The 16454-nt window shown below is 57.7% G+C and carries 17 protein-coding genes; 11 read left to right on the plus strand and 6 right to left on the minus strand.

Annotated elements, in window-relative coordinates; genetic code table 11:
* The first annotated feature begins 17 nt into the window (after positions 1–17).
* Complete coding sequence (locus tag SERS4_RS0108080; protein ID WP_017892099.1) at positions 18–587, plus strand: helix-turn-helix domain-containing protein; 570 nt, start codon at positions 18–20, stop codon at positions 585–587.
* A gap of 2 nt (positions 588–589) precedes the next feature.
* Positions 590–1108, plus strand: coding sequence for a GNAT family N-acetyltransferase (locus SERS4_RS0108085; RefSeq protein WP_012005888.1), 519 nt, complete (start codon positions 590–592; stop codon positions 1106–1108).
* 63 nt (positions 1109–1171) lie between these two features.
* On the opposite strand, the gene SERS4_RS0108090 is transcribed toward SERS4_RS0108085, so the two are convergent.
* The 3 genes from SERS4_RS0108090 to ompC all read right to left on the minus strand — a co-directional run bounded on the left by SERS4_RS0108090 (position 1172) and on the right by ompC (position 4165).
* On the minus strand, positions 1172–2002 hold the full coding sequence (locus tag SERS4_RS0108090; RefSeq protein WP_026142269.1) for a 5'-nucleotidase, lipoprotein e(P4) family: 831 nt from the start codon (positions 2000–2002) through the stop codon (positions 1172–1174).
* A 21-nt stretch (positions 2003–2023) separates the two neighbouring features.
* Positions 2024–2875, minus strand: a complete 852-nt coding sequence (locus SERS4_RS0108095) for a GNAT family N-acetyltransferase (RefSeq protein ID WP_017892101.1) — start codon at positions 2873–2875, stop codon at positions 2024–2026.
* A 192-nt stretch (positions 2876–3067) separates the two neighbouring features.
* Positions 3068–4165 carry a porin OmpC gene (gene ompC / locus SERS4_RS0108100; protein WP_017892102.1) on the minus strand — a complete coding sequence of 366 codons (1098 nt, stop codon included), beginning with the start codon at positions 4163–4165 and terminating at the stop codon, positions 3068–3070.
* 394 nt (positions 4166–4559) lie between these two features.
* On the opposite strand from ompC, the gene SERS4_RS0108110 reads away from it, so the two are divergent.
* The 3 genes from SERS4_RS0108110 to dinG are packed head-to-tail and all read left to right on the plus strand — an operon-like array spanning position 4560 to position 7529.
* Positions 4560–4877 (plus strand): carboxymuconolactone decarboxylase family protein, encoded by a 318-nt coding sequence (locus SERS4_RS0108110; RefSeq protein ID WP_017892104.1) that lies wholly within the window; start codon positions 4560–4562, stop codon positions 4875–4877.
* Positions 4878–4881: 4 nt separating this feature from the next.
* On the plus strand, positions 4882–5316 hold the full coding sequence (locus SERS4_RS0108115; protein ID WP_012005893.1) for a tautomerase family protein: 435 nt from the start codon (positions 4882–4884) through the stop codon (positions 5314–5316).
* Positions 5317–5330: 14 nt separating this feature from the next.
* Entirely contained in the window at positions 5331–7529 is a 2199-nt protein-coding gene (gene dinG / locus SERS4_RS0108120) for an ATP-dependent DNA helicase DinG (RefSeq protein WP_017892105.1), read from the plus strand.
* Here the strand turns inward: dinG and SERS4_RS0108125 are convergent, their stop codons facing one another.
* A complete protein-coding gene (locus SERS4_RS0108125; protein ID WP_012005895.1) occupies positions 7530–7964 on the minus strand; it encodes an Lrp/AsnC family transcriptional regulator in 435 nt (144 codons plus the stop codon).
* A 136-nt stretch (positions 7965–8100) separates the two neighbouring features.
* Between SERS4_RS0108125 and SERS4_RS0108130 the strand changes: the two genes are divergently transcribed.
* Together SERS4_RS0108130 and SERS4_RS0108135 are read left to right on the plus strand one after the other, a co-directional pair.
* Positions 8101–9015 (plus strand): DMT family transporter, encoded by a 915-nt coding sequence (locus tag SERS4_RS0108130; RefSeq protein ID WP_017892106.1) that lies wholly within the window; start codon positions 8101–8103, stop codon positions 9013–9015.
* A 70-nt stretch (positions 9016–9085) separates the two neighbouring features.
* A complete protein-coding gene (locus tag SERS4_RS0108135) occupies positions 9086–9715 on the plus strand; it encodes a LysE family translocator (RefSeq protein ID WP_017892107.1) in 630 nt (209 codons plus the stop codon).
* Positions 9716–9717: 2 nt separating this feature from the next.
* Here the strand turns inward: SERS4_RS0108135 and SERS4_RS0108140 are convergent, their stop codons facing one another.
* The gene (locus tag SERS4_RS0108140) at positions 9718–10554 is read right to left on the minus strand and encodes a helix-turn-helix transcriptional regulator (RefSeq protein ID WP_017892108.1); all 837 of its coding nucleotides are present in this window, start codon (positions 10552–10554) and stop codon (positions 9718–9720) included.
* Between the two features lie 100 nt (positions 10555–10654).
* Here SERS4_RS0108140 and SERS4_RS0108145 point away from each other — a divergent pair, with 100 nt between their 5' ends.
* The 4 genes from SERS4_RS0108145 to SERS4_RS0108160 are packed head-to-tail and all read left to right on the plus strand — an operon-like array spanning position 10655 to position 15677.
* Complete coding sequence (locus SERS4_RS0108145; RefSeq protein ID WP_017892109.1) at positions 10655–12079, plus strand: MFS transporter; 1425 nt, start codon at positions 10655–10657, stop codon at positions 12077–12079.
* A 60-nt stretch (positions 12080–12139) separates the two neighbouring features.
* Positions 12140–12772, plus strand: a complete 633-nt coding sequence (locus SERS4_RS0108150; protein ID WP_017892110.1) for an FMN-binding negative transcriptional regulator — start codon at positions 12140–12142, stop codon at positions 12770–12772.
* A 39-nt stretch (positions 12773–12811) separates the two neighbouring features.
* Positions 12812–13771: a DNA-binding protein YbiB gene (gene ybiB / locus SERS4_RS0108155; protein ID WP_017892111.1), complete on the plus strand. Its 960-nt coding sequence runs from the start codon at positions 12812–12814 to the stop codon at positions 13769–13771.
* 49 nt (positions 13772–13820) lie between these two features.
* A complete protein-coding gene (locus SERS4_RS0108160) occupies positions 13821–15677 on the plus strand; it encodes a M3 family metallopeptidase (RefSeq protein WP_017892112.1) in 1857 nt (618 codons plus the stop codon).
* A 63-nt stretch (positions 15678–15740) separates the two neighbouring features.
* On the opposite strand, the gene SERS4_RS0108165 is transcribed toward SERS4_RS0108160, so the two are convergent.
* Positions 15741–16379, minus strand: a complete 639-nt coding sequence (locus tag SERS4_RS0108165) for a flavin reductase family protein (RefSeq protein WP_017892113.1) — start codon at positions 16377–16379, stop codon at positions 15741–15743.
* Between the last annotated feature and the right edge of the window lie 75 nt (positions 16380–16454).

Consider the following 16454-nt stretch of genomic DNA (forward strand, 5'->3'; position numbering starts at 1 on the left):
GTATCAGAGACTTAATCATGGATAACGGATTGGAAAGTGCCGATCTCAGACTGGCGCAGCGACTGTCTGATTTACGCCAGCAGCAGGGCTGGTCGCTGGAGGAATTGGCGCAGCAAACCGGCATCAGCCGGGCGACGTTGTCGCGGGTCGAACGCGCTGAAACCAGCCCGACCGCTTCATTGTTAAACAAACTGTGCTCGGCCTATGGGTTGACCATGTCGCGGCTGCTGAGCGAGGTCGAGGACGAGCCGCCGGAGTTGCTGCATCGTGAGCAGCAGACGGTATGGGTGGATCGCGCAAGCGGTTTTCATCGCCGTTCGGTATCACCGCCTGCTGCCTTGTATAAGGCCGAGTTTATTGAATGCACACTCGAGGCCGGGGCGGTGATTGCCTATGACGCGCCCGCGATACATGCGCTTGAGCACCATTTGTGGCTGCTGGCAGGGCGGCTCGAACTGACGCTGGAGGGGCGCACCTTCCAGCTTGAGCCGGGTGACTGCCTGCGTTATCGGCTGTTCGGCGCTTCAAAATTTCATGCCTCCGGCCCTGAGCCGGCCCACTACACCCTTGTTATCAGCAGGCCTTAATCATGATTGAGATACAGCAACTGAATGCCGAAGCTGCACAAAACGCGATCCCGGAACTGGCCGAAATGCTGCAAGCCAGCGTCTCCCAGGGGGCGAGCATTGGTTTTATCATGCCGTTCACATTAGAGCAGGCGCAGGCGTTCTGGCGTGGCCTGCTACCGGCGATTGAGCGTGGGGAAAGGTTGCTGCTGGTGGCATACGATGCCGGGCGCGTGGTGGGTACGGTACAACTGCTACTGGCGATGCCGGACAACGGCCGCCACCGGGCTGAGGTGCTAAAACTGATGGTGCACCCGGACGCTCGCCGCCGGGGTATTGCCCGTAGCCTGATGTTGCAGGTGCAGCAAAGTGCACTTGAGCAGCATCGGCATTTATTGGTGCTCGATACCCTGACCGGCGATACGGCGGAGGGCATGTATCGCCTGTTGGGTTTTCAACTGGCGGGTAGCATTCCGCAATACGCCCTCGCCAGCAACGGCAGTGCGCTGGATGCCACCAGTTATATGTATAAGTTGCTGTAACTTTCCCCGTCGTCCGTAGGGGCGAATACCGGGGTCCCTACAAGATTAGCGGGTGAGCAGGGATTACTGCCCGTTCCAGGCCTTGATAGCCTGTTGGCGGATGTGCAGTTTTTGCTCCGGCGTCAGCTTGTTATAGTCCGGCGCCATGCCACTTTCCCAGTCGCCGTACAGCGGGTTCGGCAGCACGATGTATTCGGTGCCGAATTTGCTTTGGTTGTCGGCGACAAACGCGCGGCGCTGTGCGTTATCCTTGTGGTAGGTCGCGGCCCCGAAGTCGTTCAGGTTGTCACCGGCGTAGACCACAATATCGTAACCCGCGTTTTTGATGGCGTCGAAGCGTGGCTGCTTGTTGGAGGTATCACCACTGAGCAGCACGGTTTTTTCCGACATGCCGGTAAAGCCCAGCTTCTGCATATTGGCCACCGTGGCGGCGTATTCAGACTGCTTGCGGTTGGAAACGTAGAACATGGTGCCCTGATGGCTGTTGACGTATCGGGCAAATTGCACGGCACCCGGAACCGCACCGGCTTGCTCTACCTGCGACCATTTGGCCCAGGTGGCTGCGGCGAAAGGCTGGCCCTGCTGCGCCTGCCAGCCGGAATACGGGCTGTTGTCCAGCATGGTTTCGTCCAGATCCACCACCACGGCTTTCTTTTTGCCCGGCGTGGCCCTGGCCTGATCAAAGGCCAGTTTGGCGCTGTTGAACGCCTGGTGCGACAGCGCCTGATATTCTCCGGACTGCTGGAACCAGTTCAGTGCCAGCACGGACTGATCTGCCAGGCGCTGCTGGGCCTGCAGATCGGTTTTTGGCGGTTGCGCGCAGCCGACCAGAGTCAGTAGCGCCATGCCGATCGCCGTGCCAAGGGCCATTTTCTGCTTATTTATTCCTGCCATAAATGAATCACTCTCTGCTTGTTATTGTGGTGTGCCTAAGGTCATCGTCATTTCAAACTGGCGTAACGCGTCCTGCTGCCAGCCGAGCCTGGCGAAGAAGGGGGCAGCCACTTCGGGAACGTAAACGTTGGCCGTCAGCGGTAGCGGCGCGAATTTCGTCTGTAACGCGGCCAGCATCGTCCGGGCATGGCCCTGGAAACGGTGCTGCGGCGGGACGTAAATCATGCGTAAAAAGCACTTATCCGCGCCGACCTGCACCACTGCATAGGCCTGGTGTTGTCCCAGGGCAAAGGCATAGGGCTTGCCGGGCAGTTTGAACAGCGATTCCGGGGCGATTAGCCAAGGCAGGTCGGTGGCGCCATCGGCAATCAGGCGGTGGGAGACGAACAGCGGATCGACCTCTTGCAGTTCTGCAACTTCGGTGGCTATCTGCGGGCCGGCCAGATGGCCGGTCAGCGTGCGGACGATTTGCAGCCCAGCCTGATGGTACAACGCAATCGCGGGGTCATTGCCTTCGATCACCTCCAGCGACAGCTGGCGGTCACCGCGCTCACGCGTATCGGCGACAATGCGTTTCATCAGCGCTTTTCCCAACCCTTTACCACGCATTTCCGGTCGGATGGACAGCGCCGATACCCGGCTGTGCAAACCACGGCGGCTAATCAACGCCAGCGCCACCGGTTGCTGTTGGTGCGTAACGACAATGCTGTCATTCAGGCTAAGGTCTTCGGCGCCAAAGCGGCGGGCGAAGGTGGCACCGTCAATGACGAAACGCACGATGTAGTTTTCAAAACAATGACAGAGGATCTGCGCCAGCTCGTCACTGCTGTAGCGCAACGCTGAGTGGTATTCGAATGGGGAAGTGTTTGGCATAGGTCATCCAGGTTGATTTGCGCAACATATAGATGTAGACCCGTTTGTTTTGTAAGGCAAGTTTCCTGATGCGGCGATGAGAGGCGAAGAGCGGTCAGGGCACCAAATGAAAAAACCGGGCGTTGCCGCCCGGCGAAGTGACTCTGGGTATCAAGTGAAGCTAAGGTTTGCAGTGGTGGTTATTTCATCACATCAGAACTGGTAGGTCAGAGCGACGGCGATGACGTTGTCGTCTTTCAGGCCCAGCTTGTTGCCGCTGTCGAGTTGGTTGATTTTATAATCGACGTAGGTCGACATGTTCTTGTTGAAATAGTAATAAGCGCCAACGTCGATATATTTCACCAGGTCGGCGTCGCCGATGCCTTCAATATCTTTGCCTTTCTGCTGAACATAACCCAGCGATGGGCGCAGACCGAAGTCGAATTGATATTGCGCAACCAATTCCAGACCTTCCGCCTTATTAGCAAAGCCGCTAACGGAGGTGGAAGTATTATTGATGGCCGCGGTGCCGGAAATAGGGGCGATATTACGGCTTTGCGAGTAGGTCGCTGCCAAATAAACGTCGTTATTGTCGTATTTCAGGCCGCCGGCCCAGATATCCGCTTTATCGCCTTTACCGAAGGTGCCTGCTTTTTGGCCGGCGGTACGGTTGGAAGAGGCGTAGGCAGCACCGACGCTCAGGCCGTCGATGATTTCATAGCTGGAAGACAGGCCCCAGCCGTCGCCATTCGCCTTGCTGTTGGCGCGGCCGTCGTTTTCGTTTTTGCCCTGGTACTGAACCGCGAATTTCAGACCTTCAACCAGGCCGAAGAAGTCGTTGTTACGGTAGGTGGCTACGCCGTTGGTACGGCCGTTCATAAAGTTGTCGGTCTTGACGTAGGCATCATCACCGAACTCAGGCAGCATATCCGTCCAGGCGCCGACGTCATAGATGATGCCGTAGTTGCGGCCGTAGTCGAATGAACCGATATCTTTATATTTCAGCCCGGCGAAGCCCAGACGAGTCTTGGTGTCTTTTGCGCTGTCGGATTCAGAATGGTTAGCTGAAATTTGATATTCCCACTGGCCATAACCAGTCAGCATATCGTTAATTTGAGTAGCGCCTTTAAAACCGATACGCACATAGGTTTTATCGCCATCATTACCGGCATCGTCAGAGAAATAGTGCAGTGCTTTTACGCGGCCGTAAAAATCAAGTTTGTTACCGTCTTTATTATAGATTTCTGCTGCCTGTGCTGTCTGCGCAATTAAAAGTGCCGGAATAATAACGGCCAGAAGATTACGTTTCATGATTTACCCTGCTTTATTCGATTGAAAGACGCTTATCATCAGTTGTACTGCTGTTTTACTGTGCCGCCCGTTTTGTTTGCAGCGCAGGTTTTTTACCGTAGTTATGTGATCTATTTATGACAAAATATTCATTTCCATGTCGAACGATTAAAAAAGTTGCGGAAAGAATGAATTTCTTCCTCGGACAACTGTCGGTTGTCGGTTTATCGCTAACAATGTAGTTCCAGGTTTCTGGAGGAATCATGTGTGTGATTTATGCATCGGGCTACCTTGCGCGCCGTTACTCTGTTTTAACCATCCTGTTTTTGTGGACCTTCAATATCAAAAATCCCGATTTTTACCTGCCGTGATTGCGGGTAGTTTCAGGCTATTGGTAAATCGACAGGAGAAAATGATGCAACCTTCCCAACAGGCCGGGCAGCAGGCGTTCGGCGACATCGCCCCCAAGCTGGCGCAACTGAGCGACAGCGTATTATTCGACGACGTGTGGCAGCGGCCAATACTGACTTCGCGTGAGCGTAGCCTGATCACCGTGGCGGCGTTGGTGGCGCTCAACCGCGTGGAGCAATTGCCGTTTCATCTGCAACTGGCCCAGCGCAATGGCGTGAACGTTGAACAGCTTGCCGAATTAATCACTCATCTGGCGTTCTATGCCGGCTGGCCTGCGGCGGCCTCTGCCGTGGTGCGCCTGCGTGAACTGAAACAGGAGTAGTCTTATGCCATTCAGCCGCATCGCTTTGCACCAGGGTAAATCAGCTCAATACCTGAAAACCCTGTCTGACAGTCTGCATCAGGCGCTGGTCGAAACCTTCAATGTCCCGGCAGCCGATAAGTTTCAGGCCATCGATCAATATCGCCCCGGCGAATTGATTTACGATCGAGACTATCTTGGCGGCCCGCGTTCAGCGGACTATGTGCTGTTCTACATCACCATAGGACGTCCGCGTGATACCGCCACCAAGCAGCGTTTTTATCAACGGCTGGCGGCGTTGCTGGCGGAGAATCTCCAGTTGCGTCCGCAAGATGTGATGGTGGTGATCACCACCACTCAATTGGATGAGTGGTCGTTCAGTGCGGGACGCGCCTCAATGATTGAAGGCCAGGCTGACGTGGCCGACGGTCTGTGGGACAATAGCGCCATCATTTCGTAGAGATATAGAGTTGAATGGCGCTCTCCCCCGCAGTTAAAGATCAGATTGGCCAGTGGTACAAAGCCCTGCAGCAACAAATACCGGATTTTATTTCCCGTGCACCGCAACGGCAGATGATCGCCGAAGTGGCAAAAACGCTGGCCGGTGATTACCCGCGCCATCTGGCGATTGAGGCGCCGACCGGCGTAGGCAAAACCTTGTCGTACCTGATCCCGGGGATCGCCGTCGGCCGCGCAGAGAGTAAACCTCTGGTGGTCAGCACCGCCAATGTGGCGCTGCAGGATCAGATCTACAGCAAGGATTTGCCGCTGCTGAAGAAGATCATTCCCGATCTGAAATTTACCGGTGCCTTTGGCCGCGGGCGCTATGTTTGCCCGCGTAACCTGGCGGCGCTCTGCACTGACGTCAGCGAGCAGGGCGACCTGATGCTGTTTCTGGGTGACGAACTTGCGCCTTCGAGCGGTGAAGAACAGGCGCTGTGTCAAAAACTGAGCAAGGCGCTTAGCCGCCATGAGTGGGACGGGCTGCGTGACCATTATCAATTGTCGATTGACGATCCGCTGTGGATCAAGCTCAGTACCGATAAAGCCAACTGCCTGGGCCGTAACTGCCATTACATTCGTGAATGCCCGTTTTATATCGCGCGTAAAGAGATTGAAACCGCCGACGTGGTGGTGGCTAATCATGCGTTGGTGATGGCGGCGCTGGAAACCGAGTCGGTACTGCCGAACCCGAAAGAGCTGCTGCTGGTGCTGGACGAAGGGCATCATCTGCCGGAGGTGGCGCGTGACGCGCTGGAGATTGAAGGCGAAATCACCGCACTGTCGACCAACCTGCAGTTGGACATGATCGTGCGCCAGGTTGAGCTGTGCATGACGCAATACCGGCCGAAAAGCCCGCCGGGGTTGGCAAACGACGAACGCCTGAAGAACCACTGTGAAGAACTGCGCGAACTGATCCAAATCTTCGAGCATCAGGTCAGCGCCTATCTGCCGACCGATACGGTCATCGCCGAACATCGATTTGAAATGGGGGAACTGCCGACGGAGATGGTAGAAACCTGCGCACGATTATTCAAGCTTACCGACGCCTTGCGCGGGCTGGCGGAGTTTATCGTCAACGATCTCAGCGAACAGACCGGCAAGCACGACATTGTGCGGCTGCACCGCTCCATCATTCAGATGAGCCGCACCCTGGGCTATCTGGAGGCGATGAGTAAACTGTGGCGGCTGGCTGCGCTGGATAAATCCTCTAACGCACCGATCTCCAAATGGGTCACGCGCGATCTGCGTGATAACGTGACCCACCTGTACCTGCATTGTGTGGGCATTCGCGTCAGCGATCAGTTGGAAAAGCTGCTGTGGCGCAAGGTACCGCACGTGGTGATCACCTCGGCGACGCTGCGCTCGCTGAACAGCTTTGCACGCCTGCAGGAAATGAGCGGGTTAAGTGAAAAGGCCGGCGATCGCTTTGAATCCCTGTCTTCACCGTTTAATCATGTGGAACAGGGCAAGATTGTTATTCCGAATATGCGCTTTGAGCCGTCGATGGCCAATGAGGCCGAACATCTGGAAGAGATGGCGCGCTTTTTCCGCGCGGAGCAGGCCACTGGCAAGCACAAGGGGATGCTGATCCTGTTCAGCAGCCACCGGGCGATGCAGACCTTCCTCAGCTATGTGACCGATCTGCGCCTGATGCTGCTGGTACAGGGCGATCAGCCGCGCTATCGGCTGGTGGAAGAACACCGTAAACGGGTCGAAAAGGGCACGGCCAGCGTGTTAATCGGCCTGCAGTCGTTTGCCGAAGGGCTGGATCTGAAAGGTGAGCTGCTGACCCAGGTGCATATCCACAAGATTGCCTTCCCGCCCATCGATAGCCCGGTGATCCTGACCGAGGGGGAATGGCTAAAATCGCTGAAGCGTTATCCGTTTGAAGTGCAGAGCCTGCCAAGCGCCTCGTTCAACCTGATCCAGCAGGTGGGGCGACTGATCCGCAGTAATGAATGCCACGGCGAGATCGTGATTTACGATCGCCGTCTGCTGACCAAAAGCTACGGTTCGCGTTTGCTGGCGTCACTGCCGGTATTTCCTATCGAACAGCGCGAAGTGCCGGAGGCCGACAAGGCACACCTGGCTGCCATTAAATCTGTCGCTGCGGCGGAGAAAAAAGACAAAAAGCGCAAGAGTCCGTTCACCCGCCGACGTACGCGTTAATCAAAGCAGCGGGGGCAGGCGGCGCTTCACCGGCGTGGTTTTGACGATGGAAGTGTTGCTCTGCGCGCGTTCGGCCAGTCGATCGAGGATCTGGTCGAGTTGCTCCATCGAGTGCGCCACCAACCGCACGATAAAACAGTCCTCGCCGGTCACCTTGTCACACTCAATCACCTCCGGGATATCCTGGATCAACTGTTCGACCTTCTTGAGCATGCCCGGCAGCGGTTTGATGCGCACCAGCGACTGAAAAGCGTAGCCCAATGCCTGTAAATTGACGTTCAGGGTATAACCCTGGATCACACCATTTTCTTCCAGCCGCCGCAGGCGCTCTGAAGTACTGGGTGAAGACAGCCCGGCTCTGGCGCTGAGCGTTTTCAGTGACACCCGTGCGTCCTCCGCCAGCAGGGTCAGGATTTGGCGATCGATATCATCCATAAGTTCCTCATTAGGTTAATTTGGATTTATGCCTTAAATAAAAAGGCAGTTAAGCACGTTGACCTTTTTTATGCCATAGAAACCGGCACGAGAAAGTCGCAAGCTAAGCGTATTGAGTTATCCTGAGGAAACAACGATGAACGCAGAGATAAAACGCGGCTCGCTGGAGATGATTGCCGCGATGCTGATTTCCGGCACCATTGGTTGGTTTGTGCTGATGTCGGGCCAATCGGTAGTGAACGTGGTGTTCTGGCGCTGTGCGGTGGGGGCGCTGGTACTGCTGGGCATTTGCGCGGCGCTGGGCCAACTGCGGCGAGACAGTTTGACCCGTACCACGCTATTGGTGGCGATTGCCGGTGGCATTGCGCTGGTGATCAACTGGCTGCTGCTGTTTGCTGCTTATTCTTATGCGTCGATCTCCATTGCTACCGCGCTGTACAACACGCAGCCGTTTATGCTGGTGGCGCTGGGCGCGTTGTTCCTCGGTGAGAAACTGACTGCCCGTAAACTGTTATGGCTGGTGCTGGCGTTTATCGGCATGATGCTGGTGGTGTTGGCGCAGCCGAAGCAGGCTGGCGGACAGAACAACTACCTGATGGGTATTCTGCTGGCGCTGGGGGCGGCGTTTTTCTATGCCCTGATGGCGCTGGCCGCCAAACGGCTGAAAGGAACGCCGCCGCACCTGATTGCGCTGATCCAGGTGACGGTTGGCGTAGTGATGCTGCTGCCGCTGGTGGATTTCCATGCATCGGCCAATGCCGGGCAATGGGGCATACTGCTGACGCTCGGGGTATTGCACACCGGGTTCATGTACGTGTTGCTGTACGGCGCGATCCAAAAGCTGCCGACCAACCTGATCGGCTCGCTGTCGTTTATTTATCCGATTGCCGCCATGCTGGTAGACCGGCTGGCGTTTGGCCATCGCTTGGTGGCGCTGCAGTTTGCCGGTGCGGCCATTATCCTGCTGGCAGCCGCAGGCATGAACCTGCTGGGTGAGCGCCGCGTGCGGCTAACGCCTACGCCAGGCGGCAAGCAGGCACCTGAACAGTGACAGTGCTGGAAAACGGCTGCGGCAGAGCTATGATAAAGCCTGTTTCCCGCTACGGTGTACCAGGTGATTTATGGTTGATGCTTCCACACTTTTGTTGTTTTCCGGTGCCTGTCTGGCGCTGACGGTTACCCCCGGTCCGGATATGCTGCTGATTGCTTCGCGCAGTGTCAGTCAGGGGCGCCGCGCGGGTTTCGCGTCGCTGGCGGGGATCCAGCTCGGCACCTATTGCCACGCTTTGGCGGCAGCGTTAGGTTTGTCACAACTGTTCGTCGCGGTGCCGCTGGCCTATGACGCGGTGCGTATGTTAGGGGCGGCCTATTTGCTGTATCTGGCCTGGAAAACGCTGCGAACCGGCAGCAGTTTGCAGGCTTCCACCGGGTTAGCGGCGGTACCTGCCATGCGGATTTTTCGGCAGGGGCTGTTTACCAATATCCTCAATCCCAAAATGGCGCTGTTCGTTCTGGCATTGTTCCCGCAGTTTATCGATCCTCAGGCAGGTTCGTTGGTGGTGCAAATGCTGTTACTGGCGACCGTGCTGAACCTTGTGGGACTGCTGATTAACGGCGGGTTGATTATGGCGGTCAGCAGTATGAAAAGTCGCTTTGTTGGCCGTCGCTTCAGTGCGCGTTGGCCAAACTACCTGCTGAGTGGCGTGTTTGCCGGGCTGGCTTGCAAACTGATTTTTGACAGTCGTAAATAGCCTTACTCGTGCAACAACGCCTCAAACGCCGCGCTGGCCGGGCATTGCGCCAGCGCGCTGTACATCACCAGGCGTAAATGATTTTCCTCATCGACAATGAACGAAGCATGTTCAAAAGTCACCTGGCCGACCTCCGGCACCTTGAAAGTACGCTGCCCCTGGCAACGACCGTGAATATCATGCTGTTGCCACAGTTGGCGGAACTGCGGCGAAACCTGCTCCAGTGCCTGCACCCGTTGCTGCATGACGGCGTCTTCCGGGGCGCGGGCGTAGTCGCGGCGAAAGCTGGCCAGAACCTGAGGCGCCTGTGCCTGCCATTCCACCAGGCGCTGGTTGAGTTGCGGGTCGGCGAACAGCATCCACAGCATGTTGCGCTGCTCCGCCGGGCGATCGCCGATGGCGAACAGCAAATCCGCCGCCGGGTTCCAGGCGATGATGTCCCAGCTCAGGTTCATGACGTAAGCCGGCCGCAGTTGCAGGTCGTCCAGCAGGCGGCGCACCAGCGGCGAAACCTGACACCACTGATGACCGACCGGTACCGGCGGGCGCTGATGCGCCAGCAAAAACAGATGGTAACGCCCGGTCGCGTCCAGCTTCAGCACCCGTGCCAGATTCTCCAGAAAATCCACCGAGGCGTTGATTTCCCGGCCCTGTTCCAGCCAGGTATACCAGGTGAGACCCACGCCTGCCAGAGCGGCCACTTCTTCCCGCCGCAGCCCTGGAGTCCTGCGCCGGGCGCCACTCGGCAGACCTACCGCCTGCGGCGATAATTTCTCACGCTTTTGACGCAGAAAATCCGCCAGATCCTGGCGGGTTCGGTTGAGGGTACGCGGTGGCATAGTGGCTGTCCTGTTGCTGTTAGTAATAGTATAACTGGCTATATAGTAACAGTTTAAGACATGTTCCATACTGCCGCCATCCCAATCTCTGGAGGTTATTATGGAACAGTCATTAGCGGCGGACGGTCGTCGTCTGTCGGGGTTGCCGGTGTTGTTGCTGGGTGGTTTTGTCACGGTGTTCGACCTGTTTGTGGTGAACGTGGCAGCGCCGGTGATCCAGCAACAATTCGCCGCTGATTTTGCCGGCCTGGGTCTGATTATTGCCGGTTATGAGCTGGCATTCGGCGTGTTACTGATTGCCGGTGGACGGTTGGGCGATCGCTTTGGTCGTCGTCGCATGTTCAGTCTCGGCATGTTGGGCTTTACGTTAACGTCTGCGCTGTGTGGCTTGGCGACCTCCCTGAGCATGTTGATCGTAGCGCGTTTTTTGCAGGGGGCGACGGCGGCGCTGTTGTTCCCGCAGATCTATGCGTTATTGCGGGTGTTGTACAGCCCGCAGCAGCGGCGGCGGGCCTTTGCCTGGCTGGGCATGACGCTGGGGCTGGCGGCGATTTTGGGTCAGATTTTCGGTGGCTTTATTATCGAAGCCGATATCTTCGGCAGCGGTTGGCGAATGATTTTTCTGATCAATCTGCCGATGGGAGCGCTGGCCATGCTGGCGGCGCGGCGTATTCCCGAATCACGCCTCGAACAGGCGCAGCGGCTGGATGGCGTTGGCCTGCTGTTGGCGGCAACCGGGCTGTTGTTGCTACTGGTTCCGCTGCTGGAAGGGTCGTCGCGTGGCTGGCCCTGGTGGGTGTTGCCTACGCTGGCGCTGGGCGTAGCGGTACTGTGGGCCTTTATCCGCTGGGAACGGCGGTTGGCGCAGCGTGCGGGGGACGCGGTACTGGATCCGGCATTGTTGCGGCAGGGGAGTTTTACCCCGGGCGTGGCAGTGGTGTTGGCGATTTACTCTACCGCCTCTTCGTTTTTTCTGTGTTTTACCCTGTTGTTGCAGGCGGGCATTGGCCTGACGCCGTTTCAGGCCGGCAGCCTGTTTGCACCCGCCAGCGTGGCTTTTATGCTGGCCTCATTGCTGGCACCGACGCTGGTACAGCGCTGGGGCAACGGCGTGCTGGCGCTTGGCGTGGTGATTTACGCCACCGGGGTGGCACTGTTGGTGGCGCAGGTGCTGTGGGGCGCGGCGCTGGTTCAGCCACTGTGGCTGTTGCCGGGGCTGGTGACCTTGGGCTTTGGTCAGGCATTGAGTATGACGCCGCTGCTTAACCTGGTGCTCGGACTGGCAAAAGAACAACAGGCGGGGATGGCGGCCGGGGTGATTTCCACCGTGCAACAGGTGGGTGGGGCGTTGGGGATTGCCGCCAGCGGCGCGTTTTTTGTTCCCTTGTTGGCGGGCGGCGCGGGCGCAGAGGGTTATGGGCGGGCGTTTGCCGGGGCCATGGTTTACAACCTGCTGGCGATGGCCGTTGCCCTGGTGTTGCTGAGGTGGATCATCCAACAACAGCGCAAAGTGGATCTTCAGTAAACCGGTAGTGGGTGGTATTGCTATTTATCCACCCGATAACGTTGAAGGATGCCTGACGCCATGTACCAACCCGCCTCATTTCGCGATGACCGTCTGGAAAGTCAAATTGCTCTGGTACGTGCCCACCCGCTGGGCATGTTAATCAGCCACGGTGAACAGGGACTGGTAGCGGACCCGCTGCCGTTTTTGATTGACGCCGATGAGCAGGGCAACATTGTGTTGCGGGCGCACCTGTCCCGCACCAATCCCCATTGGTCCTTGCTACAGACCCTGCCGGAGTGCCTGGTAGTGTTTCAGGGGCGTGAGGGCTATGTCTCGCCGGGCTGGTATGAAACCAAGCGTCAGACCGGCAAGGCGGTGCCGACCTGGAATTACAGCGTGGTGCAACTGCGCGGTGTGCCGCGGGTAACGGAGGACGCGGGCTGGTTGCGACAACAGTTGGACGGGTTGACGGCGTTGCAGGAAGGCCGCCAGCCTGAACCCTGGCATATCGACGATGCTCCGGCCAATTATATCGCTGCGCAGATCAGGGGCATTGTCGGTATCGAGATCGCCGTGACTCACCGCGAAGGCAAATGGAAGATGAGCCAGAACCGCAACGCCGAAGATGTCGAGGGGGTGATCGCCGCGCTGCGAGCCGGTGATGCTGACCAGCAGCAACTGGCAGATGAGGTTGAGCGGCGGCGTGGATAAGGTATGCTGGCTCCAGACTGAATCAGGGGAAAGCAGACCATGGATTACACCAAAATCATTAAAGAGATCGGCCGTGGCAAGAACCATGCGCGCGATCTGGATCGGGAAACCGCCTTTCAGCTCTATCAAAAGATGCTGGCCGATGAGGTTGGCGAATTGGAACTGGGCGGCATCCTGATTGCCATGCGGATTAAAGGCGAAGCCGAAGAGGAAATGCTCGGCTTTTATCAGGCGATGCAACAGCAGGTGATCCGCCTGCAGGCTCCGTCTGGGCGACCGATGCCGGTAGTGTTGCCGAGCTATAACGGCGCGCGCAAACAGGCGAACCTGACGCCGCTACTGGCGCTGTTGCTCAAACGCGTCGGTCTGCCGGTGGTGGTACATGGCGTGCTCGATGACAGCACCCGCGTCACCAGCGCCGAAACCTTCCAGGCGTTGGGCCTGCCCTGGTCGCAAGATGTTGCTCATGCGCAGCAGCGCCTGGATGCAGGTGAAGTCGTGTTTATCCCGGTTTCCACCTTGTCTGCCCCTCTGGAGCGTCAACTTGGCCTGCGCTGGCGCATGGGGGTGCGTAACAGCGCCCATACCCTGGCCAAACTGGCCACCCCGTTTGCCGAGCAGGATGTGCTGCGTATTGCCAGCGTGTCGCACCCGGAATACGTCGGCCGTGTGGCCTCGTTTTTCCGCCAAATCGGCGCTCGTGGGCTACTGATGCACGGTACCGAAGGCGAGGCCTATGCCAACCCGCAGCGATGCCCGCAGATCCATTACATGGTTAACGGCGAGCAGCAGGTGCTGCTGGAACGACCGGCGCAGGATGAAACTCCCGAGCTGCCGGCGGCAAAAGATGCCGAGACGACCGCGCGCTGGACTGAACGTTGCCTGGCGGGTGAGGTGGCGATCCCGCTGGCGATCCAACGCCAGATTGCCTGCTGCCTGCTGGCCGCCGGTGAGGTTGACACCCTGGAACAGGGTTTGGAACGTTTACGCAGCGCGTAAATCCCTTGGCTATACTGGAACACTTCGCTATTCGGCTGAAAGGATGGTTATGCAACAGGCTCTCGATTACTTCAATCAATTGAATCAGGATTATCTTGAGGTTCACCGCACCAAAGAAGATCTGTTCTGGCACAACTATATGGGCACCGGTGGTGACGATGTTTCAGCACGTTTTTCGGCGGCGGAAAGCGCTTATAAACGCTTTATCGCCGAACCGCGTCGATTGGCGGAAATTCGCCGGTTGCTGGCTGGGCTTGAAGTTCTGCCGCAGGATGCACAGCGCGATGCGCTGCAACATGGGCTGAATGGCTGGCTGCGTTTCTTTGACTGTAACGCCATTGAAGATGCCGAGGCTCAGACGCTGCTGGATCAGATCATCAGTGCCGAGGCGGACTTGTATACCCGACGCAAGGCCAACCCGGTCAGCCATCTGAATGCCGCCGGGCAGCGGGTGAACGCCTCGCTCGGTGAGTTGCTGACCAACCAGGCCACTAATGAAAACGAAGACTACCGCCGCAGTTCGCAGAATGCGCTGCGTGAGCTGGAGCAATGGCTGTTGCACAACGGTTTGCCGGAGCTGATTAGTCTGCGTAACCGCTTTGCGCGCCAGATGGGTTTTCGCAACTATTTCGACTACAAGGTCAATAAAACCGAGCGCATGACGCCGGAGCAGTTATTCACCATTCTGGACCGTTTTGAACAGCAAACCCGCGATGCCAATTCACGCAGTCTGCAACAGCTGGCGGCGCAGAAGGGCGAGCAGGCGCTGCAACCCTGGAACATCCGTTTTGCCAGCGCCGGTGACGTGACCCGACAACTGGATCCTTACTTCCCGTTTGCCCAGTCGCTGGAGCGTTGGATCAACAGCTTCAAACGGTTGCACATCGGTTTTCGAGGCGCGCAGATGGATCTCGATCTGTTGGTGCGTCAGGGCAAGTATGAAAACGGCTTTATGCACGGTCCGGTACCGCCGTTTATCCAGCAGGGGAAATGGCTGCCGGCGCGGATTAACTTCACCAGCCTGGCGCAGCCGGATCAGGTGGGCAGTGGCGCTCATGGGCTCAATACGCTGTTCCACGAGGGCGGGCATGCCGCGCACTTTGCCAATATCTGCCAGAACGCGCCCTGCTTCTCGCAGGAGTTCCCGCCGACCTCAATGGCCTATGCGGAAACCCAGTCGATGTTCTGTGACAGCCTGCTGGACGACGCCGATTGGCTGAAACGCTATGCGAAAAACGCTGCCGGTGAGCCGGTGCCGGATACATTGATTGAGGCCAGTATTGCGGCACGCCAGCCGATGCGTGCGTTCAATGAACGTCATATTCTGCTGGTGCCTTACTTTGAGTGGGCGCTGTATCAGTGGGATGAGCAACAGCTGACACCAGAGGCGATTACCGCACTGGCGCGCGAGGTTGAGCACAAAATTCTGGGCATTAGCGGCAGCCCGCGTCCGACGCTGGCGATCCCGCATTTGTTGTCGCTGGAGTCGGCCTGTTCCTATCAGGGGTATCTGCTGGCACTGATGGCGGTCGAACAGACGCGCCATTTCTTCTTGCAGCGTGACGGCTATCTTACCGATAACCCGGCGATTGGCCCGGATCTGGCGCATCACTACTGGCTACCGGGTAACGGTGTCAGCCATGATGAGACGCTACGCAGCCTGACCGGCGAAGGCTTTAACCCGGACTATCTGGCGCAGGCCTGTAACCAGACAGTGGCGCAGGCGTGGCAGGATGCTCAGCAGACCATCGCTGCTGCCGCTGCCCGGCCGCAACCGGCGGCGGACTTCGACCTGGCGGCGCATATCCGCGTGGTGGATGGCGAGCAGGTGCTGGCGGATAACGCCGAGAGCGATGAAAAGATGTGCCGTGACTTCGCCGCAGCGATTAACGCACGTCTGGCCTGAAACCGCTGAACAAGCCCGCCGCGTGTCTGCACCGGCGGGCTTTTTATCACCACCCGTGAGCGATCAGCGCTTCTGCGCATCCGGGCGGGTCATGTCGAAACGGTGCTGTTCCGAGATGCCATAGTAGGCGCTCGGCCCACCGGCACGCAGAATAGGTTCGGCGGCGGCAGTCTGATAGATGCCGTGTTCGTCCAGCAGCGCCGGATCGATATGCACCGCCACCACTTCCCCCAACACCAGCCAGGTATCCACCTTGTCACCCGCGGCGCTTTGCAATTGAATGCACTGCGACAGGCGGCATTCAAAGTTAACCGGGCTTTCCGCTACGCGTTCGGCCTTCACCAAGCGGCTGGGCAGCGGTGTCACGCCGGCAAAGGCAAATTCATCTTCACCGCGCGCCAGGCTGGCGGAACTGTTATTCATGGCATTGGCCAGTGGACGCGTCGCCAGATTCCAGACAAATTCCCCGGTTTCAACGATGTTCGCCACGCTGTCTTTCCAGCCGCTGCTGGCGAAGCCGATGATCGGCGGACGATAATTGAAGCAATTAAAAAAACTGTAGGGTGCCAGGTTGCGTTGGCCGGTGACGCTGACCGAGGAAATCCAGCCTATCGGGCGCGGGCCGACAATGGAGTTCAACGGATCGTGCGGCAAACCATGGCCGGCGGCGGGTTCATAGTAATAACGGGACTCACTGCTCATAGGTGGCCTGAGATAGGGGAAACAGAGCTAATATTTTGACGTGTTTCCCGCCGCCTGCAAGTTTGTCTTCGCTTT

Source organism: Serratia sp. S4, from assembly GCF_000347995.1.
Taxonomy (GTDB): domain Bacteria; phylum Pseudomonadota; class Gammaproteobacteria; order Enterobacterales; family Enterobacteriaceae; genus Serratia; species Serratia quinivorans.